Origin of the sequence: Nonomuraea sp. SBT364 (assembly GCF_001083785.1) — a bacterium.
GTDB lineage: Bacteria > Actinomycetota > Actinomycetes > Streptosporangiales > Streptosporangiaceae > Nonomuraea.
Genome location: NZ_LAVL01000065.1, coordinates 24,089 through 44,406, shown reverse-complemented (window position 1 = coordinate 44,406; position 20,318 = coordinate 24,089). Strand labels below are relative to the sequence as shown.

General features: G+C 70.9%; 20 protein-coding genes. 13 read left to right on the top strand and 7 right to left on the bottom strand.

What is annotated here, in order from left to right; genetic code table 11:
- The 6 genes from ADY59_RS26095 to ADY59_RS26070 all read left to right on the top strand — a co-directional run.
- A partial coding sequence (locus ADY59_RS26095; RefSeq protein WP_156325738.1) for an ROK family protein occupies positions 1 to 382 on the top strand: 382 nt, incomplete at its 5' end.
- Positions 383 to 392: 10 nt separating this feature from the next.
- The gene (locus ADY59_RS26090; protein ID WP_049566851.1) at positions 393 to 830 is read left to right on the top strand and encodes a GNAT family N-acetyltransferase; all 438 of its coding nucleotides are present in this window, start codon (positions 393 to 395) and stop codon (positions 828 to 830) included.
- A 42-nt stretch (positions 831 to 872) separates the two neighbouring features.
- Positions 873 to 2,303, top strand: a complete 1,431-nt coding sequence (locus ADY59_RS26085) for a serine hydrolase domain-containing protein (RefSeq protein WP_197093855.1) — start codon at positions 873 to 875, stop codon at positions 2,301 to 2,303.
- Positions 2,304 to 2,449: 146 nt separating this feature from the next.
- Entirely contained in the window at positions 2,450 to 4,348 is a 1,899-nt protein-coding gene (locus ADY59_RS48040) for an FG-GAP-like repeat-containing protein (protein ID WP_197093854.1), read from the top strand.
- An 86-nt stretch (positions 4,349 to 4,434) separates the two neighbouring features.
- Positions 4,435 to 5,445, top strand: a complete 1,011-nt coding sequence (locus ADY59_RS26075) for an NAD(P)-dependent alcohol dehydrogenase (protein ID WP_049566848.1) — start codon at positions 4,435 to 4,437, stop codon at positions 5,443 to 5,445.
- 235 nt (positions 5,446 to 5,680) lie between these two features.
- On the top strand, positions 5,681 to 7,024 hold the full coding sequence (locus ADY59_RS26070) for a family 43 glycosylhydrolase (RefSeq protein ID WP_049566845.1): 1,344 nt from the start codon (positions 5,681 to 5,683) through the stop codon (positions 7,022 to 7,024).
- 28 nt (positions 7,025 to 7,052) lie between these two features.
- Here ADY59_RS26070 and ADY59_RS50320 read toward each other — a convergent pair whose 3' ends face one another.
- Together ADY59_RS50320 and ADY59_RS26060 are read right to left on the bottom strand one after the other, a co-directional pair.
- A complete protein-coding gene (locus ADY59_RS50320; RefSeq protein WP_156325737.1) occupies positions 7,053 to 7,577 on the bottom strand; it encodes a Cpe/LpqF family protein in 525 nt (174 codons plus the stop codon).
- Positions 7,578 to 7,905: 328 nt separating this feature from the next.
- Positions 7,906 to 8,307, bottom strand: coding sequence for an HIT family protein (locus tag ADY59_RS26060; protein WP_049566841.1), 402 nt, complete (start codon positions 8,305 to 8,307; stop codon positions 7,906 to 7,908).
- 89 nt (positions 8,308 to 8,396) lie between these two features.
- Between ADY59_RS26060 and ADY59_RS26055 the strand changes: the two genes are divergently transcribed.
- Positions 8,397 to 9,107, top strand: coding sequence for a hypothetical protein (locus tag ADY59_RS26055; RefSeq protein WP_049566840.1), 711 nt, complete (start codon positions 8,397 to 8,399; stop codon positions 9,105 to 9,107).
- Between the two features lie 13 nt (positions 9,108 to 9,120).
- Positions 9,121 to 9,867: a class I SAM-dependent methyltransferase gene (locus ADY59_RS26050; protein WP_053175168.1), complete on the top strand. Its 747-nt coding sequence runs from the start codon at positions 9,121 to 9,123 to the stop codon at positions 9,865 to 9,867.
- A gap of 4 nt (positions 9,868 to 9,871) precedes the next feature.
- Here the strand turns inward: ADY59_RS26050 and ADY59_RS50315 are convergent, their stop codons facing one another.
- The 4 genes from ADY59_RS50315 to ADY59_RS26020 form a co-directional block, all read right to left on the bottom strand.
- Entirely contained in the window at positions 9,872 to 10,951 is a 1,080-nt protein-coding gene (locus ADY59_RS50315; RefSeq protein WP_156325736.1) for a hypothetical protein, read from the bottom strand.
- Positions 10,935 to 11,510 carry a TetR/AcrR family transcriptional regulator gene (locus ADY59_RS26030; protein ID WP_049566867.1) on the bottom strand — a complete coding sequence of 192 codons (576 nt, stop codon included), beginning with the start codon at positions 11,508 to 11,510 and terminating at the stop codon, positions 10,935 to 10,937. The genes ADY59_RS50315 and ADY59_RS26030 overlap by 17 nt, the downstream gene beginning before the upstream one ends.
- 42 nt (positions 11,511 to 11,552) lie before the next feature.
- Positions 11,553 to 12,623, bottom strand: a complete 1,071-nt coding sequence (locus tag ADY59_RS26025; RefSeq protein ID WP_053175165.1) for a serine hydrolase domain-containing protein — start codon at positions 12,621 to 12,623, stop codon at positions 11,553 to 11,555.
- Positions 12,624 to 12,693: 70 nt separating this feature from the next.
- A complete protein-coding gene (locus tag ADY59_RS26020; protein ID WP_049566829.1) occupies positions 12,694 to 13,215 on the bottom strand; it encodes a GNAT family N-acetyltransferase in 522 nt (173 codons plus the stop codon).
- A gap of 79 nt (positions 13,216 to 13,294) precedes the next feature.
- Between ADY59_RS26020 and ADY59_RS26015 the strand changes: the two genes are divergently transcribed.
- Positions 13,295 to 14,125 carry an NAD(P)H-binding protein gene (locus ADY59_RS26015; protein ID WP_231618887.1) on the top strand — a complete coding sequence of 277 codons (831 nt, stop codon included), beginning with the start codon at positions 13,295 to 13,297 and terminating at the stop codon, positions 14,123 to 14,125.
- Positions 14,126 to 14,206: 81 nt separating this feature from the next.
- Positions 14,207 to 14,776, top strand: coding sequence for a hypothetical protein (locus tag ADY59_RS26010; protein ID WP_049566823.1), 570 nt, complete (start codon positions 14,207 to 14,209; stop codon positions 14,774 to 14,776).
- Here ADY59_RS26010 and ADY59_RS26005 read toward each other — a convergent pair.
- Positions 14,773 to 15,306, bottom strand: a complete 534-nt coding sequence (locus tag ADY59_RS26005) for a DinB family protein (protein WP_063780789.1) — start codon at positions 15,304 to 15,306, stop codon at positions 14,773 to 14,775. The two genes, ADY59_RS26010 and ADY59_RS26005, sit on opposite strands and share 4 nt — an antisense overlap.
- Before the next feature lie 185 nt (positions 15,307 to 15,491).
- Between ADY59_RS26005 and ADY59_RS26000 the strand changes: the two genes are divergently transcribed.
- The 3 genes from ADY59_RS26000 (at position 15,492) to ADY59_RS25990 (ending at position 20,261) form a co-directional block, all read left to right on the top strand.
- A complete protein-coding gene (locus ADY59_RS26000; protein ID WP_197093852.1) occupies positions 15,492 to 16,448 on the top strand; it encodes a DNA polymerase domain-containing protein in 957 nt (318 codons plus the stop codon).
- A 46-nt stretch (positions 16,449 to 16,494) separates the two neighbouring features.
- Complete coding sequence (locus tag ADY59_RS25995) at positions 16,495 to 17,970, top strand: carboxylesterase/lipase family protein (RefSeq protein WP_049566818.1); 1,476 nt, start codon at positions 16,495 to 16,497, stop codon at positions 17,968 to 17,970.
- Between the two features lie 101 nt (positions 17,971 to 18,071).
- Positions 18,072 to 20,261, top strand: a complete 2,190-nt coding sequence (locus ADY59_RS25990) for a rhamnogalacturonan lyase family protein (RefSeq protein ID WP_049566814.1) — start codon at positions 18,072 to 18,074, stop codon at positions 20,259 to 20,261.
- Positions 20,262 to 20,318 lie beyond the last annotated feature (57 nt).

The window sequence follows — 20,318 nt, the reverse complement described above, 5'->3', positions numbered from 1 at the left end:
GGAGATGTGTATAAGAGACAGCCCCCCGGCCGGCCCCGCCACGGCCGAGGACCTCGCCGGCGCGGCGCGGGCGGGGGACGCGATCCCGCTGGCCGCGTTCGGCCGCGCGGCCGACGCGCTCGCCACCGTCATCCTCAACACCGCCGCCGTCGTGGACCTGCACCACGTCGTCATCGGCGGCGGTGTCGCGGCGGCCGGCGGGCTGCTCCTTGATCCCCTGTGCGAACGCCTGACCCGGCGCGCGGGCCTGGACTTCGTCCGGCACGTGAAGGTCGCCCTGACCACCCTGCGACGGGACGCCGGCCTGTACGGCGCCGCCGCGCTGGCGCTCTCGGCGACCGGAGTGGTCCTGGGCGCGAACGGTCCGGAGCCAGGGCGATAACATCTCGATCGTGGCAGATTGGGAGCTTCGTCCGGCTTTGCCGGCGGACGTCGAGGCAGTGGCCGAGTTGCGGGCCGTGGTGCTGAGGCCGGACCTCGAGCGGCTCGGCCGGTACGACGCACAGCGCGTGCGGCAGCGGCTGCGGGACGGGTTCGCGCCTGCGCACACCTGGGTGATCGAGGTGGGCGGCGCCCTGGCCGGTTGCGTGGCGCTGCGGCCGGCGAAGGACGCCTACTGGCTGGAGCACTTCTACCTGGACCCCGACCTGCAGGGCCGCGGGATCGGCTCCGGTGTGCTGGGCAGCCTGCTGGAGCGGTGCGACGGCGAAGGCGCCCTGGTCCGCCTGAACGTGTTGCGGGGCAGTGCGGCCAGGCGGCTGTACGAAGGCCACGGGTTCACCGTCGAGAACGAGGACGAGGTGGACGTGTTCATGGTGCGTCACCCGTAAAACTCGATTGGGCGAATTTATCCGGACTTGTACGGTGTCCGAATGTCTTCTCAGCGCACCCTCCTGCCGCGTTCGGCGCCGGCCGCCTCGGGGATGTCGTCCCGCTCGATCGCCGCGCTGCTCGACCGGCTCGAAGCGCGATCCGTCGAGTGCCACTCCCTCATGGTCGTCCGCCATGGGCACGTGGTCGCCGAAGGCTGGTGGGCGCCGTACTCGGCCGAACGCCCGCACCTTCTCTACTCGCTGACCAAGTCGTTCACCTCGGTCGCCGTGGGGCTCGCGATCGCCGACGGGCTGCTCTCGCCGGACGATCGGGTGGTGGACGTGCTGCCCGACCACGTTCCGGCCGACATCTCCGAGCGGGGACGCCGCATCACCGTGCACCACCTGCTGTCCATGACGGCCGGATACCGCACGGACAGCCTCACCGACGCCTGGCAGCTGGAACCGGGCGACCTGGTGAAGGGCTTCCTGCGCCTGCCGTTCTCCGAGCCTGCGGGAACCCGGCACACCTACGACAATTCGACCACCTTCCTCCTGGCCCGGATGGTGGAACGGGTCACCGGCCGCGGCCTCCCGGAGCTGCTCGACGAGCGCCTCTTCCAGCCGATGGGCGTCGACCACGCCGAATGGGACCGGGTGGCGAGCGGTGCCGCGTTCGGGTTCCACGGGCTGCACCTGACAACCGAGGCCGTCGCCGCCTTCGGTGAACTGCTGCTGCGCGGGGGCCTCTGGGGCGACCGGCGGCTCGTTCCCCGGGAATGGGTGGAGCTCGCGACCCGGCGGCACATCGGCATCCTCCCGTCGGAGGACGGCTCGGGCGACATCGACTACCTGCACGGTTACGGTTACCAGTTCTGGATGTCGCGTCACGGCTACCACGGTGACGGCTCCTTCGGGCAGCAATGCGTGGTCGTCCCGTCGCACGATCTCGTGGTCGCCGTGACCGGCGCGCACCGGCAGTCGCAGGCAGTGCTCGACGCGATCTGGGAGTGCCTGCTGCCCGGCACGGACCGCGCGGACAGCGGCCGGGACGACGAGATCCTCGCCGATCGGCTGCGGCGGCTGTCGCTGGCGCCGGTGCCGGGTTCGGCCGTCCCGGAGCGTTCCGTCAAGGCGAGGATCGACGCCTCCGCCGAGGACTCGGCTCTGCCCGGCGGGACCACGGTGATCGTCGATCCCGTGGAAGGTGGGTGGCTTCTGCGATTCGGGTCGTCCCTCGACGTCGCGGCCGGTCACGGCGAATGGCGGGAGAGTTCGCCGCTCGGCCGCCCTCTGGTCGCGGCCGGCGCCTGGCAGGGCGACACGTTCGTCGCCGAGCTCTACGTCATCACCACCCCGCACCGGGTCCGGCTGGTGGTCGACGCCGACGCGGGGACGGCGGTGGCCACGTGGAACATCGTGCCCCTGACCGGCCCCAGTCTGGTGTTGCACGTACGGTCGCCGCTGATGACACGGCCCGACGTCGCGTGAGCCGAGCCGGTATGCGCACGGTATGCCGGGCCTATGTGTGGCGCCTTCCGCCTTGACGGCCGGAGGGGTGGGCTGGGGGAATGAGCGGTCTCCATCTCGAAGGGAAGCCCGTGCGTCTCGTTCGTTCTCTCGCGGTCACTGTGCTGATGGCCGGCGCGTTGGTGGTTCCGCAGGCTGCCCAGGCTGCGGCGGCTGCGGCGTTCAAGCATCCCGGGGTGCTGGTGAGCCGGGCCCAGCTGGACTTCGTCCGGGCCAATCTGGGTGACGAGCCGTGGAAGTCGGCGTGGGATTCGTTGCGGAAGAGTTCGTACGCGTCGTTGTCGTACGCGGCCAAGCCTCGTGCGGTGGTGGAGTGCGGGCCGGTGTCGAATCCGGACCACGGCTGCTCGGATGAGCGCAAGGATGCCATGGCGGCCTACACCCATGCGCTGCAGTGGTATCTGACGAAGGATGCCCGGTATGCCGAGAAGGCGATCCAGATCATGGATGCGTGGTCGGCGCTGATCAGTAAGCACACCGGGAGCAACGCGCCGTTGCAGACGGGCTGGGCGGGCGCCAACTTCTCGCGCGCGGCCGAGCTGATCAAGCACACCTATCCGGGGTGGGCGCAGGCGGGCCGGATGGCCGGGAAGCTGCGCAGCGTGTATCTGCCGACGTTGATCGCGGGCAGGCCGGACAACAACGGCAACTGGGAACTGATCATGACGGATGCCGCCATCGGCATCGCCGTGCATCTGGACGATCGTGCCTCGTTCGACAGGGCGGTGGCGACGTGGCGAGGCAGGCTGCCGGCCTACATCTATCTCAAGACGGACGGTTCGCTGCCCAAGGCGCCTCCGCGCAGCAAGTACGACACCAAGGCCGAGATCATCGACTACTGGCACGGGCAGCGGACGTTCGTGGACGGTCTGACGCAGGAGACGTGCCGGGACTTCTGGCACACCGGCTGGGGGCTGGCGGCGATCTCGCACGTGGCTGAGACGGCCGGTCACCAGGGGGTGGATCTGTATGCGAAGGCCAAGCACCGGTTGCGGTTCGCGATGGACCTCCATGCCCGCCTGCAACTGGGGGGCAAGGTGCCGTCGTGGTTGTGCGGCGGGAAGGTCACCCGGGATCTCGGCGCGCATTTCGAGGTCGGCTTCAACGCGTTGCACCACCGGCTCGGCTACGACGACGTTCCGTACGCCGAGCAGTGGGTCGAGAAGAGCCGCCCGGTCGGGGTGTCGCACTTCCTGGGCTGGGAGACCCTCACCCACGCACAGAACCCGCACCTTGCCGGGATGGCCGCCTCGGCCCTGCCGGACTTCGACTCCGACGGCGTGGGCGACCTCTTCTCGGCCGCCACCGGAACGCTGACCATCTGGAACGGCGAAGGCGGCAACACGTTCGGCCCGCCCCGGCGGGCCGGATCCGGCTGGAGCGAATTCAGCAGGCCGATCGCCGGCGACTTCAACGGCGACGGGCTCAGCGATGTGATGGCGGTCAAGAAGGACACCCGCAAGCTGCACGTGTGGAACGGTGCGGGCGTCAACGAGTTCGCCGGGCCGGTCGAGCTCGGGCCGGGCTGGGAACCGTACGCGGACACGTTGATGACGCTGGGCGACGTCGACGGGGACGGGCGCACCGACATCGGCGCCGTGCACAGCGGGACCGGGACTCTGTACGTCTGGAACGGCAAGGGCGGCAACGCGTTCGGCTCCGCCAAGCGGATCGGGTCCGGCTGGACCGGCTTCAGCAGGCCGATCGCCGGTGATTTCGACGGCGACGGCATCGGGGATCTGATGGCGGTCAAGAAGGACACCGGCAAGCTGTACGTGTGGAACGGTGCGGGCGCCGACAACTTCACCGGGGCCATCGAGCGCGGGCCGGGCTGGGAACCGTACGCGAGCACTCTGATGGCGCTGGGCGACGTCAACGGGGACGGGCGCACCGACATCGGCGCCGTGCACAGCGGGACCGGGACTCTGTACATCTGGAACGGCAAGGGCGGCAATGGGTTCGGCGCGGCCACCCCGATCGGCCCCGGCTGGGAATCGTATTTCTGACCCTCGCGGAAGTCGTTCCATGGATATCGCCGACGCCCCGGCGCGTGTGAAGATGACGGGAAAATGCTTCTCGCCGGGAGGGCGTCATGAAAGCGGTCGTTCAGGATGCGTACGGCTCGCCCGACGCCCTTGAGGTGCGCGAGATCGGCAGGCCGGCGGTCGCGGACGACGACGTGCTGATACGCGTGCGCGCGGCCTCCGTCCATCCGGACGTGTGGCACGTCGTCAGTGGCCGCCCGTACGTGTTACGCCTCATGGGAAACGGGCTGACCCGGCCGAAGAATCGCATTCCGGGGACCGACATGGCCGGCCAGGTGGAATCGATCGGTAAAGGCGTGACCCGTTTCCGGCCCGGCGACGAGGTGTTCGGGGAGACGGTACGGGGTTTGCAATGGAGAAATGGCGGCGCGTTCGCCGAGTACGTGTCCGTCCCGCAGAGCGCGCTGGCGTTGAAGCCGGGCAACGTCACCTTCGAGCAGGCGGCGTCCGTGCCGACGTCCGGTCTGATCGTTCTGCAGAATCTGCCGGAAGGCCGCGTGCGGGCCGGGCAGAGCGTGCTCGTCAACGGCGCCGCCGGTGGGGTGGGGGCCATCGCCGTGCAACTCGCCAAGGCGTACGGGGCGTCGGTCACCGGCGTCGACCACGAGGCGAAGCTGGACATGGTGCGCGCTCTGGGTGCGGATCGGGTCATCGACTACACGCGGGAGGACTTCACCCGGAAAGCCGAGCGGTACGACCTGATTTTCGACGTGCCGGGAAACCATTCGTTCGCGGACTGCCGCCGGGTGCTGAACCCGGACGGGATGTACGTGCTCATCGGGCACGACCATTTCGGCGGCGTCGGCAGCCGGATGCTGGGGAGCCTGCCGCACTTCTTCCGGCTGATGGCGCTCTCGCCGTTCAGGAAGCAATTGCCGAAGCCGAGCGCCTCGACGCCCGGCAAGCAGGAACTGATGACCGTGCTGCAGGGCCACCTGGCGGCCGGCACGATCACGCCGATCGTCGACAGGACGTTCGCGCTGGACGAGGTTCCGCAGGCCATCCGCTATCTGGCCGGGGGGACGGCCCGGGGGAAGGTCGTCGTCGGCATCCCGTAAGGAGCCGCCTCCGATAGGCGAGTCTGTTACGCGAACGTTACGAGGCGAGGGCGAGGTCGTCGCTCTCGCGATTGCGGTTCCTCTGACCTGCGTTTTCGTGCGCCCGGGGTTGCTCGCGAGGTCGTCGCGGAATTTTTTCCGCGTTATTGACCAAAATAATGCGGCATGTGCAGACTCTCCGCATGCGGCACGAGGGCGCACTCTCGGCGAGCGCCGACGTAGGAGGACGTGACTGATGACGAGTTCTGACAACGGGCTGAACGTCGACCGGCGATCCCTGCTGACCGGGGTCGCCGGTCTCGTGGGAGCGGCGGCACTGCCCGCGACCGCCGCGCGGGCGGCCACGCCGGAGGCCGCGCCGGCGCGGCGCCACCCGTCGAACTGGCCGGATCCGAAGCCCTACGGCCTCGCGGACACCCGGGTCGACCTGTGGCCGCGCGAGGACAACTCCTTCGTCCTCCCGCTCGAACTGCGCCCCCGCGACGAGGAGCGCGGCCAGGTATGGATGCGGGACACGTACGTCAACTGCTTCGTCGTGGACGGGCGCCCGATCTACGTGGCCACGGGCACCACCCGGGTGCCCGGGCTGGAGGCGGCCGGGCCGTGGAACGACGGCATCTTCGTGTGGACCTCCCCCTCCCTGCGGGGGCCGTGGAGGCTGGCCGACACCACCGGCATCCGGCCCGGCGCCGAGAAGGGCAAGGTGTGGTCGCCCGAGTTCGTCGGCGAGAACCGGGCCGGGCGCACGGTCGTCGCCCCATGGCAGGAATACTGGCACGACGACCAGTTCGGCAAGCGCGGCCAGGTCTGGGCGTCGGAGGTGCATCATTTCCGCGGCACGTGGTACATCGTCGCGTGCATGGGTGACCACTCGCGCAAGGTCGGCTCGTTCATGCTCGTGAGCGAGGGCGGGGTCGAGGGCCCGTACCGGCTAGTCGAGGGCAACCACGATAAGCCGTTCGGCGACTCTTTCATCGGCGGGCCCAAATTCATCGAGCCCGGCGCGTACCACCACATCGACGGCAGCCTCTACACCGAGGACGACGACGCGTGGCTGGTGCTGCACAACAACCTGTACGCGAAATTCCGGGACGACATGGAGGACATCGTCCCGACGACCGGCCTGCCGAAGTTCGAGCAGCGGCCCTATTCGCCGGAGCCTTATCTGGAGGGCTCGTACGTGTTCAAGTACGAGGGCAAGTACTACCTCCTGCACGCCGCCTGGAACCGGAGCTCGGTCAATGCCGACGGCAGCACGCGGTACGCCTACGATCCGCCCGGTCCCGGTCGCACGCAGTATCAGTACGACGCGATCGTCGCCGTTTCGGACAACTTCGAGGGCCCGTATTCCGAGCGGTGGACGGCCGGGGTAGGCGCCGGTCACAACAATTTCTTCGTGGACCGCAGCGGTCAGCTGTGGGCGACGTTCTTCCGTAACCCGAACTTCGGCTACTGGGCCGACCCGTCGCGCGTCGACGACACCGCCGTGCCCGGTGTCGTGCGCCTGGAATGGACCGGCCCGCAGGGCAACCGCCTGTACGTCCAGCGCCGGAAGCGCGGGCACGCGATCCGCGACTGACGGTTTTCGGTGCCTGCCGTCGGCCGGTCTACCGGGGTTCGAGAAGCAGATAGTCGATCTTGCCGTCGTCCCCGACGGAGATCCTCGTGTCGTACCTCTGCCCGATCGGGATGGACGTCAGCCCGATCAGCTCCGTCGGCTTCGCGCTGCTCACCCCGTCAAGCTTCAGCCCGGACAGATCCGCGGCGAGCTCGTTGAACTTCCCGGCCGGCACGTCCTTCAGGAATGCCGGGCTGAGGTGCTCCTTGACCTCGTTCTCGGGGAGCGGAGTCCGGTTGACGGCCTCCAGATACCACCGCAGTTGCCTGCCCACCGCGCTGTCGGGAATGGCGATTCCCTGGTCGCCTTCAGCGGCAGCGCAGCCCGTCACGAGAAAAGTGAGCAGGGCGAGTGACCCGGCCAAGGCGGAGAACAAGCGCATCGAAACTCCCAGAGATCGGAAACCGGCCGGCGAATGCTGGCAACGCTTCATCGTCCGGAACCTCGCCGCAAGGGGCCAGGGCTTTTCGGCTTCTGCCCGTGTTTCCTCGTCCATGACGTCGCCGCGCAGCACGCCTTCCCGCCGGAACCCGGCCTTCTCCAGCGACTTCTGCTCGGCGATGTTCTCGGGATGGGTGCGCGCCTCGATCCGCTCGGTGGGCGTGTGCGCGAACAGGTAGTCGGGCAGCAGGGCGATGCCGATCTCCCAGAACTTCGCCAGGCCGTAGCCGCTCTCCCGCCATTCGACGAAGCCCGCCGGCTGGTCGTCGTCGGCGGCGAAGCGGCGACTGCGTGCGCCTGCGGGTCACGGAAGCCGCCCCAGTCGAGCCCGATCAGACCCGGTTCGGTGGCGAAACGCCGGAACATTCCCAGATCCGTCTCGCGTCGAGGCCTCCTCCACGTCAGACATGATCCATGCTGCCACCGGGCGGGCGGTTGGCAGGGTCCTTGATCCACGCCCGGATGCCACGGCCTGCCAGCGGTTCCCCCGAGTATCGCGGCACCAGGTGGCAGTGCGCGTGGTCGACGCTCTGGCCGCCGACGGGGCCGACGTTCCAGCCCACGTTCCAGCCGTCGGGGGCGTGGGACGCGGTCAGCTTCCGCTTCATCTCGTCGAGCAGCAGGCGGGTGGCCGCCCATTCGTCGGGCGTCAGGTCGAAGACCGTGCGGCGGTGGGCCAGCGGCAGCACCATCGCCGACCCTTCGGGCACCGCGTCCCGCGTGAAGATCGCGTAGCAGTGGTCGTTGGCGAGGACGATGTCAGGTTCGATCCGCGGGAGGCAGAAGGGGCATTCGATCACCATGAGGGAAGGGAAGCATGACTTTCGACAGAGGCGCGACGTGACGATCGGCAGATGATCGGCCGGGGTTGCCGGTGACAGGCTCGCCGGTCATGAACATGTACTTTCCCGGCCGGTGGATCGGCGGCGCGGCCCTCGTCCTGGGCCCGGCCGTGCTGGCCGCCGGCTACCTGTTGCGCTACACGAGCACGGCCGCCGCGCTGACCCCCGAGCAGCAGACCTGGGCCGAGGCGCAGCCGTTCGCCGCCTATGGGCAGCTGCTCGCCTACACCTCGGAGCCCGCCCTGTTCACCCTGGCGTACGGGGTGTTCGCGCTGGGGGCGCTGCTGCTCTTTCCGGCCTTCGCCGCCCTGGCCCAGCGGGTGGGCGGCGCTCTCGCGTTCTGGGGCGGCACGCTGCTGGTCGCGGGGCTGTTCGCCCGGCTGTACTTCGCCGGCGCCGACCAGACCGCGTTCCAGCTCACCGAGGTGGCGGGGCTGGAGCAGGCGACGAACTGGATCATGAAGGAGTACGTGGACATCTCGTACGGGCCGTGGCGGATACCGGTCTGGGCCTCCGTCGGCCAGTACGCGGGCTCGCTCCTCCTGGCCGTCGCCGCCTGGCGCTCGGGCGTGCTCGGCACCGCTCGCGCGCTGATGCTGCTGCTGGCGGGCGGCACCTGGATGGGGGTGCTGAAGGGCGCCTCGATCCCCGACGTGCTGGTCACCGTACTGCTCTGTGTGGCCCTGATCCCGCTGGGGGTGGCGGTGCTGCGCGGCCGGACGGTGGCGCCGGCGGGCCGGGCGAAGGTGCTGAGCTGGTGACTAGCATGATCGGATGGTCAGCTACGAGCATCTGGTCGGGCAGGCTGTGCGGGCGCCCGTGCGGGGGTGGGACTTCACCCGGCAGCGCGGCAGGACGAGCGGCGGGACACCCTCATGGAGCTACGCCGAGCGCGCGTCGGCGCTGCTCGCCCCGGCGCGGCGGCTGCTGGACATGGACACGGGCGGCGGCGAGTTCCTCGCGTCCCTGGCGCCGCTGCCGGAGCGCACGGTCGCGCTGGAGGGATGGCCGCCCAACCTGACGGTCGCCGCCCGGCGGCTCGGGCCGATGGGCGTTGCTGTGCTGGGCGGCGCGGCGGAGCGCATCCCCGCCGGGAAACACGCCTTCGACCTGGTGCTCAACCGGCACGGCGGGCTGGACGGGGCCGAGGTCGCCCGTGTTCTCGCGCCCGGGGGGCGGCTGCTCACCCAGCAGGTCGGCAGCCGCAACGACCAGGAGCTGAACGACGCCCTGGACGCGCCGCCCGCCGCCGGGGAGCGGGAGTGGACCCTGGACGTCGCGGCCGACAGCCTGCGCCGGGCCGGGCTGCGGGTGCTCGACGCCCGGGAGGAGATGGTCGGGCACGTCTTCCACGACATCGGCGCCGTCGTCTTCCACCTGCGTGCCGTCCCGTGGCAGATCCGCGACTTCGACCACGAACGCTACGCGGGCCCGTTGCGCGCCCTGCACGAGCGGATCCGTTCGGACGGGGGCTTCGCGGTGCGCAACCACCGGTTCCTGATCGAAGCGGGTCAGGAGTGAGCTTTCAGGAACGTGTCCAGGAGCCGGTCATAGCGGACGCGGTCCACGTTCCACGCCTCGGTGTGGCCGCCGCCGGCGAACTCCTCGTACTGGATCTGCCAGTTGCCCACGGCGGCGAGGTCGCGTGAGGCCTGGGCCGGCATCTCCGTGTCGGCGTCGGTGTGGATGAGGAGCATGGGCGGGCGCACCTTCGGCGGGTGGCTGAACAGGCTGAGCCGTTCGACGTCGATCCCGGTGCGCCATTCGATGACGCGGTCCGGGAGCCAGCCGAAGGCGGGGGCAGGTGGAGATTCGCGACCCCCTGGCGGCCGGCGCGGACCATGTCGGTGATGGGCGCGTCCATGATGACCGAGCGCACGGCCCCGGCCAGCGGGGATCGGTCGAGGAACTGGCCGACGATCTGCCCGCCCATGGACGTGCCGTACAGGACGATCTGCCGCGCCCCCATGCCCTGCGCGGCGCGGACGGCGGACTCCAGGTCGCGCCACTCGGAGTCGCCCAGGTGGAGGAGCCCGTCCGGTGAGGCGGGGGCGCCCTCGTCGTTGCGGTAACTGATGACGAGGAACGGCAGGCCGAGCCGGTGCACGGCGGGGAGCGCCTTCAGTTCGGCCTTGCGCCTGCCGTTCTGGCCGTGGACGGCGATGACCCAGGTGCCGGAGTCGCCCGGGACGTGCCAGGCGGGGGCGGGGCCCAGCTCGGTCGGGATCATGATCTCGGAGAAGCCGACTCCCCAGGCGACCTCGGGATCGCCCGGCGGGACGCTGCCGAACCAGCCGGAGGTGCCGACCGAAGGCGTCGAGCCGCCGGTCCGCGTGCGCGTCACCCGGCCGGGGGCGCGCGACACGATGTCGCCGAGCATCGTGTACGAGCCGGTCCACTCCAGCCAGTAGGTGCCGGGTTTGCGGGTGTCCGGGGTGTCGGTCAGCGTCACCGTGCCGTTCCGGACGGCGAGCACCGAGACGTCCCTGGCCCCGTGGTGGACGACCTTGATGGCCTGGTCGCTGCCGTACCAGGCGCCGTACGCCGTCGCCCCGGCCGGCAGGAGCACGAGGGCGGCGGCCGCGATCCTAAGCCTGGATGCCATGCAGGATCCTCCTGGCCGTGCGCACGCAGAGCGCCCTGAAGTCGTCCTCCGGCAGGCCGATGCGCCCGCCCAGGTAGAGCTGGACGAGGCCCTGGATGGACGAGGTCAGCACCAGGGCGGTTTCCAGCGGGTCGTCGGGGCGCAGCAGGCCGAGGCGCATGCCTTCCTCGGCCAGCTCGGCGACCCGGGTGAAGGCCGGCGACCCGCCGCCCTCGAAGTCGTCGGGGAAGCGCCGTGCCCGCTCGCGGCGGTCGGTCATGAGGAACGTGTACAGATGGGGACGGCCCAGGGCGAAGTCCAGGAAGTCATCCAGCAGGCCCAGCGTGCGGGCCTCCCAGTCGCCGTCGGGCACCCGCGTCCCCCAGCCGTCGCCCAGCTCCCGGAAGGTCCGGTCCGCCACGGCGCCCAGCAGCGCCTCCCGGTTGGGGTAGTGCTTGTAGATCGCCATGGCGGTGATGCCGGCCAGCTCGGCCACCCGTCGCATGGTGACCGCGCCCGCTCCCTCGCTGACGAGGATCGTCCGCGCCGCCTCGGCGACCCGTTCCGCTGTCGAAGCCATGGTGTACACCGTACACCTCGAAGGTGTACGACGTATACCCGGTCAGCAGAACGCGGTGGCCAGCACCTTGGGGAGGGCGTCGGCGGGGGTCTCACCGGTGTACGGGTTGCCGGAAAGGACCAGCGTGCGGCCCGAGTCGGAGCGCAGGGCGTACGTCAGGTAGCCGAAGGTGCCGCCGCTGTGCCCGTACACCTTGCCGCCGCACGGCAGCGGGAACGCCTGCAGGCCCAGCCCGTAGCCCATGCCCTGGCCCGCGTTCTCCAGCGTGCGCATCTGCTTGAGCGCCTGCCCGCTGGTCAGCTTGCCGCCGAGCAGCGCGTCGAGGAACGTCGCCAGATCGGCGGTGGTCGAGATGATCTCGCCCGCGCCGTACTCCAGGGACGGGTTCATCCGGGTCGCGTCGACCATCCTGCCCTGGTAGGCCGCGTAGCCGTGGGCGTGCGGCCTGGGCAGGTCCTTGCGGTGACCGGGCAGCAGCGTGTGCCGCAGGCCGAGCGGGCGCAGGATGCGGTTCTCGATCTCCTTGGCGTACGGGTTGCCGGTCAGCTTCTCGATGAGCATGGCCGCGATCACGTAGTTCGTGTTCGAGTATCGCCAGCCGCCGCCCGGCTTGAAGTACGCCGGCTTCGACAGGCCGACGGCCAGCAGCTCCTGCGGCGTCTGGTCGTACAGCGTCTCGCGCGGCCGGTAGTCCCTCGCCGACCAGCCGGGGATGCCGGCGCCCGCGTAGTCGAAGATGCCGCTGGTGTGGTTGAGCGCCTGGCGGACGGTGACCGGGCTGCCCTCCGGCAGGGCGCCCAGTAGGTGCTTGCTCACCTTGTCGTCCAGGGACAGCTTGCCCTCGTCGGCCAGTTGCAGCAGCACGGTCGCCACGAACGTCTTGGTCACGCTGCCGACGCGGAAGTGGCCGCGCGGGTCGGCCGGCGCCTTCGACCGCAGGTCCCGCACGCCGACGGCCATGCTCCGGTCGCGGCCGTCCTCCCGCACCAGCGCCAGCGCGGCGGTCATGGCCTTGGCGTCGACCAGCGCGTCCAACTGCGTCTTCAACTGGTCGTGCACCGGGGTGAGGGTGGTCAGGGCGAGGGCGAGCGCGACGGTCTTGGTCAGGATCATGGCGTCAACGCTAGGGACGGCGCCCCTGCCCGGACCATGCGGCGGACCGCACAGCCACCTGCGGAAAACCTCAGCCCCCCAGCCTGGCGTACAGGTACATGTCGCGCCGCTCGCCGCCCACCTCCTGCCACTGCCGCAGCAGCCCCTCACGCGCGAACCCGGCCCGCTCGGCGGCCTTCCACGACGCCACGTTCCACGGCTCGACATGCGCTTCGAGCCGCGCGATGCGCAGTTGGCCCAGCGCCCAGGGGGACACCGCGCGCAACGCCGCGCGGGCGACGCCCTGCCCCCGGGCCGATCCCACCACCCAGTAGCCCACGCTCGCCCTCCCGTGCGGCCCCGGCCAGAGGCCGATCTGGCCCACGGCCCGGCCGTCGCGGGCGATGGCGAAGGAGTATCCGGCCCCGTCGGCGGCCCTGGCCCACTGCCGGCGGACGAAAGCGACGCCCTCGGCGTCGGAGTACTCCGACGGGACGGAGGTGATCAACGGGATGTACGGGTCCGTGGCGGCCTCGGCGATCGCGGCGAGATCGTCCAGCCGCCACGGGCGCACCAGGAAGCCGCTCTCTGCGGTGAGTTCGGGGACGAGCATGCCGCCATCATGGCGACACACGCATGTCACGTTCCAGGGGCGGTGGAGCTCTAAGGGGGACGACAGGAAGGAAACAGTGATGATTCTCGTAACCGGGGCGACCGGCCTCATCGGGCGTTCGATCGTCGAGCTGCTGGTCGCCGAGGGGGTGAAGGTGCGGGCGGTCAGCCGTGACCCGGGCAACGCCGGGCTGCCGGAGGGCGTGGAGGTGACCGGGAGCGTCGCCGACGGGCTGGCAGGCGTGACGGCGATGTTCCTGAACCCGAGGGTGGCCGGCTCGGACGCGCCCGAGCTGCTGCGGGAGGCGAAGGAACGCGGCGTCGGCAAGGTGGTGGTGCTGTCGGCGATCAACGTGGACGAGCCGCTGGACCACCAGCCGTCCCGGCTGAACGGCGACCGGAACCGGGAGGTCGAGGCGGCCGTCGTGGCGAGCGGGCTGGAGTGGGTGAGCCTGCGCTGCGCCGCGTTCGCGGTCAACACGAGGGTGGCGTGGGGCGCCCAGATCCGCGCCGGAGACGTGGTGCGCGGCCCGTACGCGAACTTCGCGGAGGCGCCGATCCACGAGCGGGACGTGGCGGAGGTGGCGGTGCGGGCGCTGCTGTCCGACGGGCTGACGGGGCGCAGGCTCGGCCTGACGGGGCCGGAGTCGCTGACCCACGCGGAGCTGGTCACGACGGTCGGCGAGGTGATCGGCAGGCCGCTGACGTTCGTCGAGGTGCCGCCCGAGGTCGTCAGGGAGCGCTGGGTCGCGCAGGGGATGGGCGCGGAGTTCGCCACGGCGCTGCTGGCCCGGTACGCGCGGGGCGACGAGCGGTCGGCGACCGTGACGGGCGACGTGGCGGAGGTCCTCGGGCGTCCGGCGCTGACGTGGGCGCGATGGGTGGCGGACAACGCCGACGATTTCCGATGAGAAAGGGCTAATGTTCGCCTCACCGGGCCCTCACCGCTGACCGAAATGCTTCTCATGTCCGCACCGATGGAAGGAAATGACATGAGGAACATCAAGCTGGTTCTGACGGGCGCCGCGCTCGGCACCGTGTTGGGCGGGTTCGTGGTGGCCGGTCCGGCGCTCGCCGACGAGCGGACCTGCCGGGGCACGATCGGCGCGGTGTCCGTCGACGGTGTCTACGTGCCGAAGGGCGCCACCTGCAAGCTCTCCGGCACCCGGGTCGAGGGCGACGTGAAGGTGGCCGGCAACGCGACGCTGGTGGCCAAGAAGGTGAAGATCGACGGCAACGTGCAGGCGGAGGGCGCCCGCTCGGTGTCGGTCACCTCCCGCTCCGTGGTGGACGGCGACATCCAGGTGAAGGACGGCGGCGCCACCACGGTCACCTCGTCGCGGGTCAACGGCAACATCCAGCTTGAGGACAACCGCCGCCGCCAGCGGGTCGAGGGCACCCGGGTGGACGGCGACATCCAGGTGAAGGACAACCGCGGCGGCGTCCGGATCTATCGCAACAAGGTCGACGGCAACCTGCAGTGCGAGGACAACGGCCCGAGGCCGACCGGCGGCCGCAACGCGGTCGCCGGCGACAAGGAAGGCCAGTGTCGCCGCCTCTAACGGGGGTGCAGGAGGCGCAGGTTCCCGATCTCGGCCGCGTTCTTCATCAGTTCGACGTTGACCCAGGCGGCCACGTGGCCGAGCGAGTGAGTTCCGTCGGCGAACCAGCCGCTGCGCTCGGCGGAGTCGAGGTCCGCGGGGCTCAGCGACTCCAGCGCGCCGAGCCAGCGGTCGTGACAGCCGGTCAGCCACGTCACCGCGGCCGCCGCGCCGCCCGGCCACGGGGTGGCCGCCGCCGCCGACCCCCAGTCGGGAGCGCCGCCGCCCGGCTCGCCGAAACAGCTCGTGTACGTCCTGGTCCACCAGAAGCCGATGTGCCACATCACCCAGCCGATGGTCGGCACGGGGATCGGGTCGGGCTCTTCCATGGCGAAGTCGGCGGCCCACGTCCCGTCGGGCTGGGGGCGTACCGTCCAGCAGTCGGGGCCGGGCTCCCACAGGGCTTCACGATCCGTCACCTGGTCGAGGTGGAGCGTCAGCAATGACCAGGACACCCCCAGCTGCCAGCGAAGACGATCAAGTTCGGTCATGGTCAAGACCCTAGGGGATCGAGGGCTTCGCGCCGTTCCCCGTTCACGGCCGCCGTGTTGGCATGCCCCCGCGACCAGTGCCCGCCACGGGACGGGACGCCGGATCGGGGGTCTCGGGAAATGCACTGATCCTGTCCAGGCGCGGTGGTTGACCCGGGTTGCGGCCGATGGGCATGGTAGGTCGGGTGACCAGCGATGAGACACGGGACGGGGTGGCGCTGACCAACCTCGACCAGCCCCTGTTCGACGGCGCGGACGCGACCAAGCGGGATCTGGTCGACTACCTGGACGCCGTACGCGACCGGATGCTGCCGGGGCTGCGCGAACGGGCGCTGTCGGTGATCCGGGTGCGGCCCGGCCAGGCGCCGTTCATGCAGAAGAACCTGCCCAAGTACGCCCCCGACTGGATCCGTACCACCACCGTGTGGGCGGAGGCGTCCCGCCGTCAGGTCACCTACGCGCTGTGCGACGACCGGCGGACGTTGCTGTGGTTCGGCAACCAGCGGGCCGTCGAGTACCACCCGGCGCTGGTGCGCGGCGATCACTTCACCCACCTGGTGCTCGACCTCGACCCGCCCGAGGGGGAGGGGTTCGGGCCGGTGGTGGCGGCGGCCCTGCTGGTACGGCAGGCGCTGGCCGACTGCGGGCTGGCCGGGGCGGTCAAGACCAGCGGGGCCAAGGGGGTGCACGTGTTCGTGCCGGTGGTCGCCGGGATCGGCATGGAGGACCTGGCTGCCGCCACGCGCGCCCTCGCGGCCCGCGCCGAGCGGATCGATCCGTCGCTGGCCACGACCGCGTTCATCCGGGAGGACCGGGGCGGCAAGGTGTTCCTCGACTCCACCCGGGCCGGCGGCGCCACGGTCGTGGCCGCCTACAGCCCGCGCATCCGGCCGGGCACGCCGGTCTCCTTCCCGGTGGCGTGGGAGGACCTCGACAAGGTGTCGCCCCGCGACTTCACCGTCCACACCGCTGTGGAAAGGCTCGGCGCCGGTGACCCGTGGGCCGAGCTGATGCCCGCTGAGCAGCGGCTTCCCGCCGATCTGATCGAGGAGGGGCACACGATCCCGGTGGCCCGCGTCCAGGCCATGCACGAGGGCAAGCGCCGCGCCCGGGCCCGCCGGGAGGATGAGCGTTCGCCTTAGGCGATCGTCTTGCGCGATCGCCCAAATCCGCTGTAGGGTTCCGGGCATGGACATCGTGACCACCTGCCGTGGCCCCGTGCGCGGGCTCATCGCTGACGACCACCGCCTCTACCAGGGCATCCCGTACGCCGCTCCGCCCGTGGGTGAGCTGCGCTGGCGAGCGCCGCGTCCGGCGGCGGCCTGGACGGAGCCTCTTGACGCCACCCGGCCCGCCCCGATGTGCGCGCAGACCGGCGATCATCTGGGAGCCGGGAGCGTGAGCGAGGACTGCCTCTACCTGAACGTGACCGCGCCCCGCGAGGGCTCCGGGCTGCCCGTGATGGTGTGGCTGCACGGAGGAAGCTTCAAGGACGGCGCCGGCGGCCTGTACGACGCCCGGCGGCTGGCCGTGCGGGGCGGGGTGGTCGTGGTGACCGTCAACTACCGGCTCGGCGCTCTCGGCTTCCTCGCCCATCCGGCGCTCGACGCGGAGTCGGCCGACTGCGGGCTGCTGGACCAGCGGGAGGCGCTGCGCTGGGTGCGCCGCAACGCGGCGGCGTTCGGCGGCGATCCGGACAACGTGACGCTGTTCGGCGAGTCGTCCGGAGGCGTCGCCGTCGGCGCCCACCTGGTGATGCCCGGGTCGGCCGGGCTGTTCCACCGGGCGATCCTGCAGAGCGCGCCGGTCACCGCGCCGTGGACGCCGTCGCTGGCCATGGGCAACAACCCGCGTCCCCGGGAGCAGGCCGAGCGGGACGGGGAGGCGCTGGTGGCGCGCCTCGGGCTCGACGACCTCGGCCGGCTGCGCGAGGTCCCGGTCGAGGAGCTCCTGCGCGCCGCCGCCGACCCCGCGCAGGCCGGGTTCGGGCCGGTCGTCGGGGGCGGGGCGCTGCCCGTCGACCCGGCGTCGGCGCTGGCCGCCGGCGAGTTCCATCCGGTGCCGGTGCTGTACGGGATCAACCGGCACGAGCAGCGGATGCACGTGTGGGGCCTGGAGATGGCCGTCCACGGCGGGCCGATCCCCGGGGAGCGCTACGCGGACGAGGTGCGCGCGGCCTTCGGCGCCGACGCGGACGCCGTGCTGGCCGCGTACCCGCCGGCCGGCTACGCCTCGGCGGGGCAGGCGCTGGCCACGGCGCTGACCGACGCCCAGTACGCGCGGCACGCGGTCGACACCGGCGCGGCGCTGTCGCGGCGGGTCGCGGCCTACGCCTACGAGTTCGCCGACGCCTCCGCGCCATGGTTCGCCGCCTTCCCCAAGCCGTACGACATGGGCGCCTACCATGCGGCCGAGCTGCCGTACCTGTTCGACGTGGGCTACAACGAGCCGCTGGACGCGGAGCAGCAGCGGCTGGCCGATCGGATGATCGGCTACTGGGCCGGGTTCGCCCGCACCGGCGACCCGGGCTGGCCGGGGTTCACCGCCGCGGAGCCGTACGTGCAGGCGCTCGCGCCGGGTGCGATCGGCCCCGTGGATTTCGCGGGGGAGCACCGGTACGCCTTCTGGGCGTCGCTGAAAGTTTCAGTTCCGGATGGTGCTTGACCTGAATCGATACAACGGCTGGTGCCCGGCTGATTGACCACCGAGTGGGCGGCTCTTACCGTCTGAGACGCCCCATTCCTCCCCTCAGTTGGGACTTCGCGATGAATCGATTCAATCGCTGCTTGGCCGCCATGGCCGGGCTCGCGGTCGCGGGCGCGCTGGTCGTGCAGTTACCCGCCTCCGCGGCGGTGGCCTGCGACGTGGACTACGCCGTCGCCACTCAGTGGCAGGGCGGCTTCACCGGCAACGTGACGATCCGCAACCTCGGCGACGCGGTCGACGGCTGGCGGCTGACCTGGTCGTACGGGGCCGGACAGCAGATCGTCCAAGCCTGGAACGCGCAGGCGAGCCAGAGCGGCGCGGACGTCACCATGAACGACGCCGGCTACAACGCCGCGATCCCGGCCGGGGGGAACGTGGCGTTCGGGTTCAACGCCTCCTGGAACAACAGCGCGAACCCCGTACCGGAGTCCTTCTCCCTGAACGGCGTCGCCTGCACCGGCGCGAACCCGTCACCGTCGCCGGACCCCGACCCCACCATCACCCCGACGCCGGGCCCGGAGAGCGGCAAGCAGGTCGAGGACCTGAACCGCGGCCTGGTGAGCGTGCGCTCCGGCAGCGGCAACCTGGTGTCGTGGCGGCTGCTCGGCACCGAGGCGCGCGAGACCACGTTCAACGTCTATCGGGGCGGCACCCGGATCGCCACCGTGACGAACTCCACCAACTACCTCGATTCCGGCGCCGCGGGAGACGCCTCCTACACGGTGCGCCCGGTCACCGGCGGCGCGGAAGGCCCGGCGTCCGAGTCGTCGCTGCGCTTCGCCTCCGGCTACCTCGACGTGCCGATCAGCCCGCCGTCCTCCGGCCACCACGCCAGCGACGCCAGCGTCGGCGACCTCGACGGCGACGGCAGGCTGGACCTGGTGCTGAAGTGGGAGGCCAACAACTCCAAGGACAACTCCCAGTCCGGCGTCACCGACCCCGTCCACATCGACGGCATCGCGCTCGACGGCCGGCGGCTGTGGCGGATCAACCTGGGCCGCAACATCCGCGCCGGCGCCCACTACACCCAGTTCCAGGTCTACGACTACGACGGTGACGGCCGGGCCGAGGTCGCGATGAAGACCGCCGACGGCACCGTGGACGGCCGCGGCACCGTCATCGGCAACGCGAGCGCCGACCACCGTAACTCCGGCGGCTACATCCTGACCGGGCCCGAGTTCCTGACCATGTTCAACGGGCAGACCGGCGCCGCGATGTCCACCGTCGACTACGACCCGCCGCGCGGCAACGTCTCCTCCTGGGGCGACAACTACGGCAACCGCGTCGACCGCTTCCTGGCCGGCACCGCGTACCTGGACGGCGAACGACCTTCGCTGATCATGGCGCGCGGCTACTACACCCGCGCCGTCATCGCCGCCTGGGACTTCCGCGACGGCCGGCTCGCCAAGCGCTGGACGTTCGACTCCAACGCCTCCGGCAACGGCTCGTACGCCGGCCAGGGCAACCACTCCCTCACCGTCGGCGACGTGGACGGCGACGGCCGCGACGAGATCCTCTACGGCGCGGCCGCCATCGACGACAACGGCCGCGGTCTGTGGAACACCCGCTGGGGCCACGGCGACGCCGCCCACCTCGGCGACTTCGACCCCAGCCGGTCCGGCCAGGAGTACGTGAAGATCTCTGAGTCCTCGTCCCCGCCCGGCCTCTACATGGTCGACGCCCGCACCGGCGCGGCGCTGTGGCGTACGGGCAGCTCCGACGGCGAAGGCCCCGGCCGCGGCGTCGCCGCCGACATCTACGCGGGCAGCCCCGGCGCCGAGTCCTGGGCCGCCGGCGCCGGGCAGAACGGCCTGCGCAACACCTCCGGCACGGTCGTCGGCCGCCAGCCGTCCTCGGCCAACTTCCTGTCCTGGTGGGACGCCGACCCGGTGCGCGAACTGCTGGACCAGACCAGGATCGACAAGTACGGCACCGGCGGCGAGACCCGGCTGCTGACGGCCTCCGGCGTGCACTCCAACAACGGCACCAAGGCCACCCCCTCGCTGTCGGGCGACATCCTCGGCGACTGGCGCGAAGAGGTGATCTGGCCGACCACCGACAACCGCGCCCTGCGGATCTACTCGACGCCGCACGTCACCACCACCAAGATCCACACCCTGCTGCACGACCCGCAGTACCGGGTCGCGCTCGCCTGGCAGAACACCGCCTACAACCAGCCGCCGCACCCGAGCTTCTTCATCGGCAACGGCATGCCCACCCCGCCCCCCCCGGACGTGTACGTCCGCTGACCACGCCACGGTTGGTCCCTGACCCGGTCAATCCGGCAGGCGGCCCCGCGACTCTCC

Coding starts and splice junctions, on each gene's coding strand:
- ADY59_RS26085 (WP_197093855.1), top strand. CDS start 873: ATGTCTTCTCAGCGCACCCTCCTGCCGCGTTCGGCGCCGGCCGCCTCG.
- ADY59_RS48040 (WP_197093854.1), top strand. CDS start 2,450: ATGGCCGGCGCGTTGGTGGTTCCGCAGGCTGCCCAGGCTGCGGCGGCT.
- ADY59_RS26075 (WP_049566848.1), top strand. CDS start 4,435: ATGAAAGCGGTCGTTCAGGATGCGTACGGCTCGCCCGACGCCCTTGAG.
- ADY59_RS26070 (WP_049566845.1), top strand. CDS start 5,681: ATGACGAGTTCTGACAACGGGCTGAACGTCGACCGGCGATCCCTGCTG.
- ADY59_RS26060 (WP_049566841.1), bottom strand. CDS start 8,307: ATGGTGATCGAATGCCCCTTCTGCCTCCCGCGGATCGAACCTGACATC.
- ADY59_RS26055 (WP_049566840.1), top strand. CDS start 8,397: ATGAACATGTACTTTCCCGGCCGGTGGATCGGCGGCGCGGCCCTCGTC.
- ADY59_RS26050 (WP_053175168.1), top strand. CDS start 9,121: ATGGTCAGCTACGAGCATCTGGTCGGGCAGGCTGTGCGGGCGCCCGTG.
- ADY59_RS50315 (WP_156325736.1), bottom strand. CDS start 10,951: ATGGCATCCAGGCTTAGGATCGCGGCCGCCGCCCTCGTGCTCCTGCCG.
- ADY59_RS26030 (WP_049566867.1), bottom strand. CDS start 11,510: ATGGCTTCGACAGCGGAACGGGTCGCCGAGGCGGCGCGGACGATCCTC.
- ADY59_RS26025 (WP_053175165.1), bottom strand. CDS start 12,623: ATGATCCTGACCAAGACCGTCGCGCTCGCCCTCGCCCTGACCACCCTC.
- ADY59_RS26020 (WP_049566829.1), bottom strand. CDS start 13,215: ATGCTCGTCCCCGAACTCACCGCAGAGAGCGGCTTCCTGGTGCGCCCG.
- ADY59_RS26015 (WP_231618887.1), top strand. CDS start 13,295: ATGATTCTCGTAACCGGGGCGACCGGCCTCATCGGGCGTTCGATCGTC.
- ADY59_RS26010 (WP_049566823.1), top strand. CDS start 14,207: ATGAGGAACATCAAGCTGGTTCTGACGGGCGCCGCGCTCGGCACCGTG.
- ADY59_RS26005 (WP_063780789.1), bottom strand. CDS start 15,306: ATGACCGAACTTGATCGTCTTCGCTGGCAGCTGGGGGTGTCCTGGTCA.
- ADY59_RS25995 (WP_049566818.1), top strand. CDS start 16,495: ATGGACATCGTGACCACCTGCCGTGGCCCCGTGCGCGGGCTCATCGCT.
- ADY59_RS25990 (WP_049566814.1), top strand. CDS start 18,072: ATGAATCGATTCAATCGCTGCTTGGCCGCCATGGCCGGGCTCGCGGTC.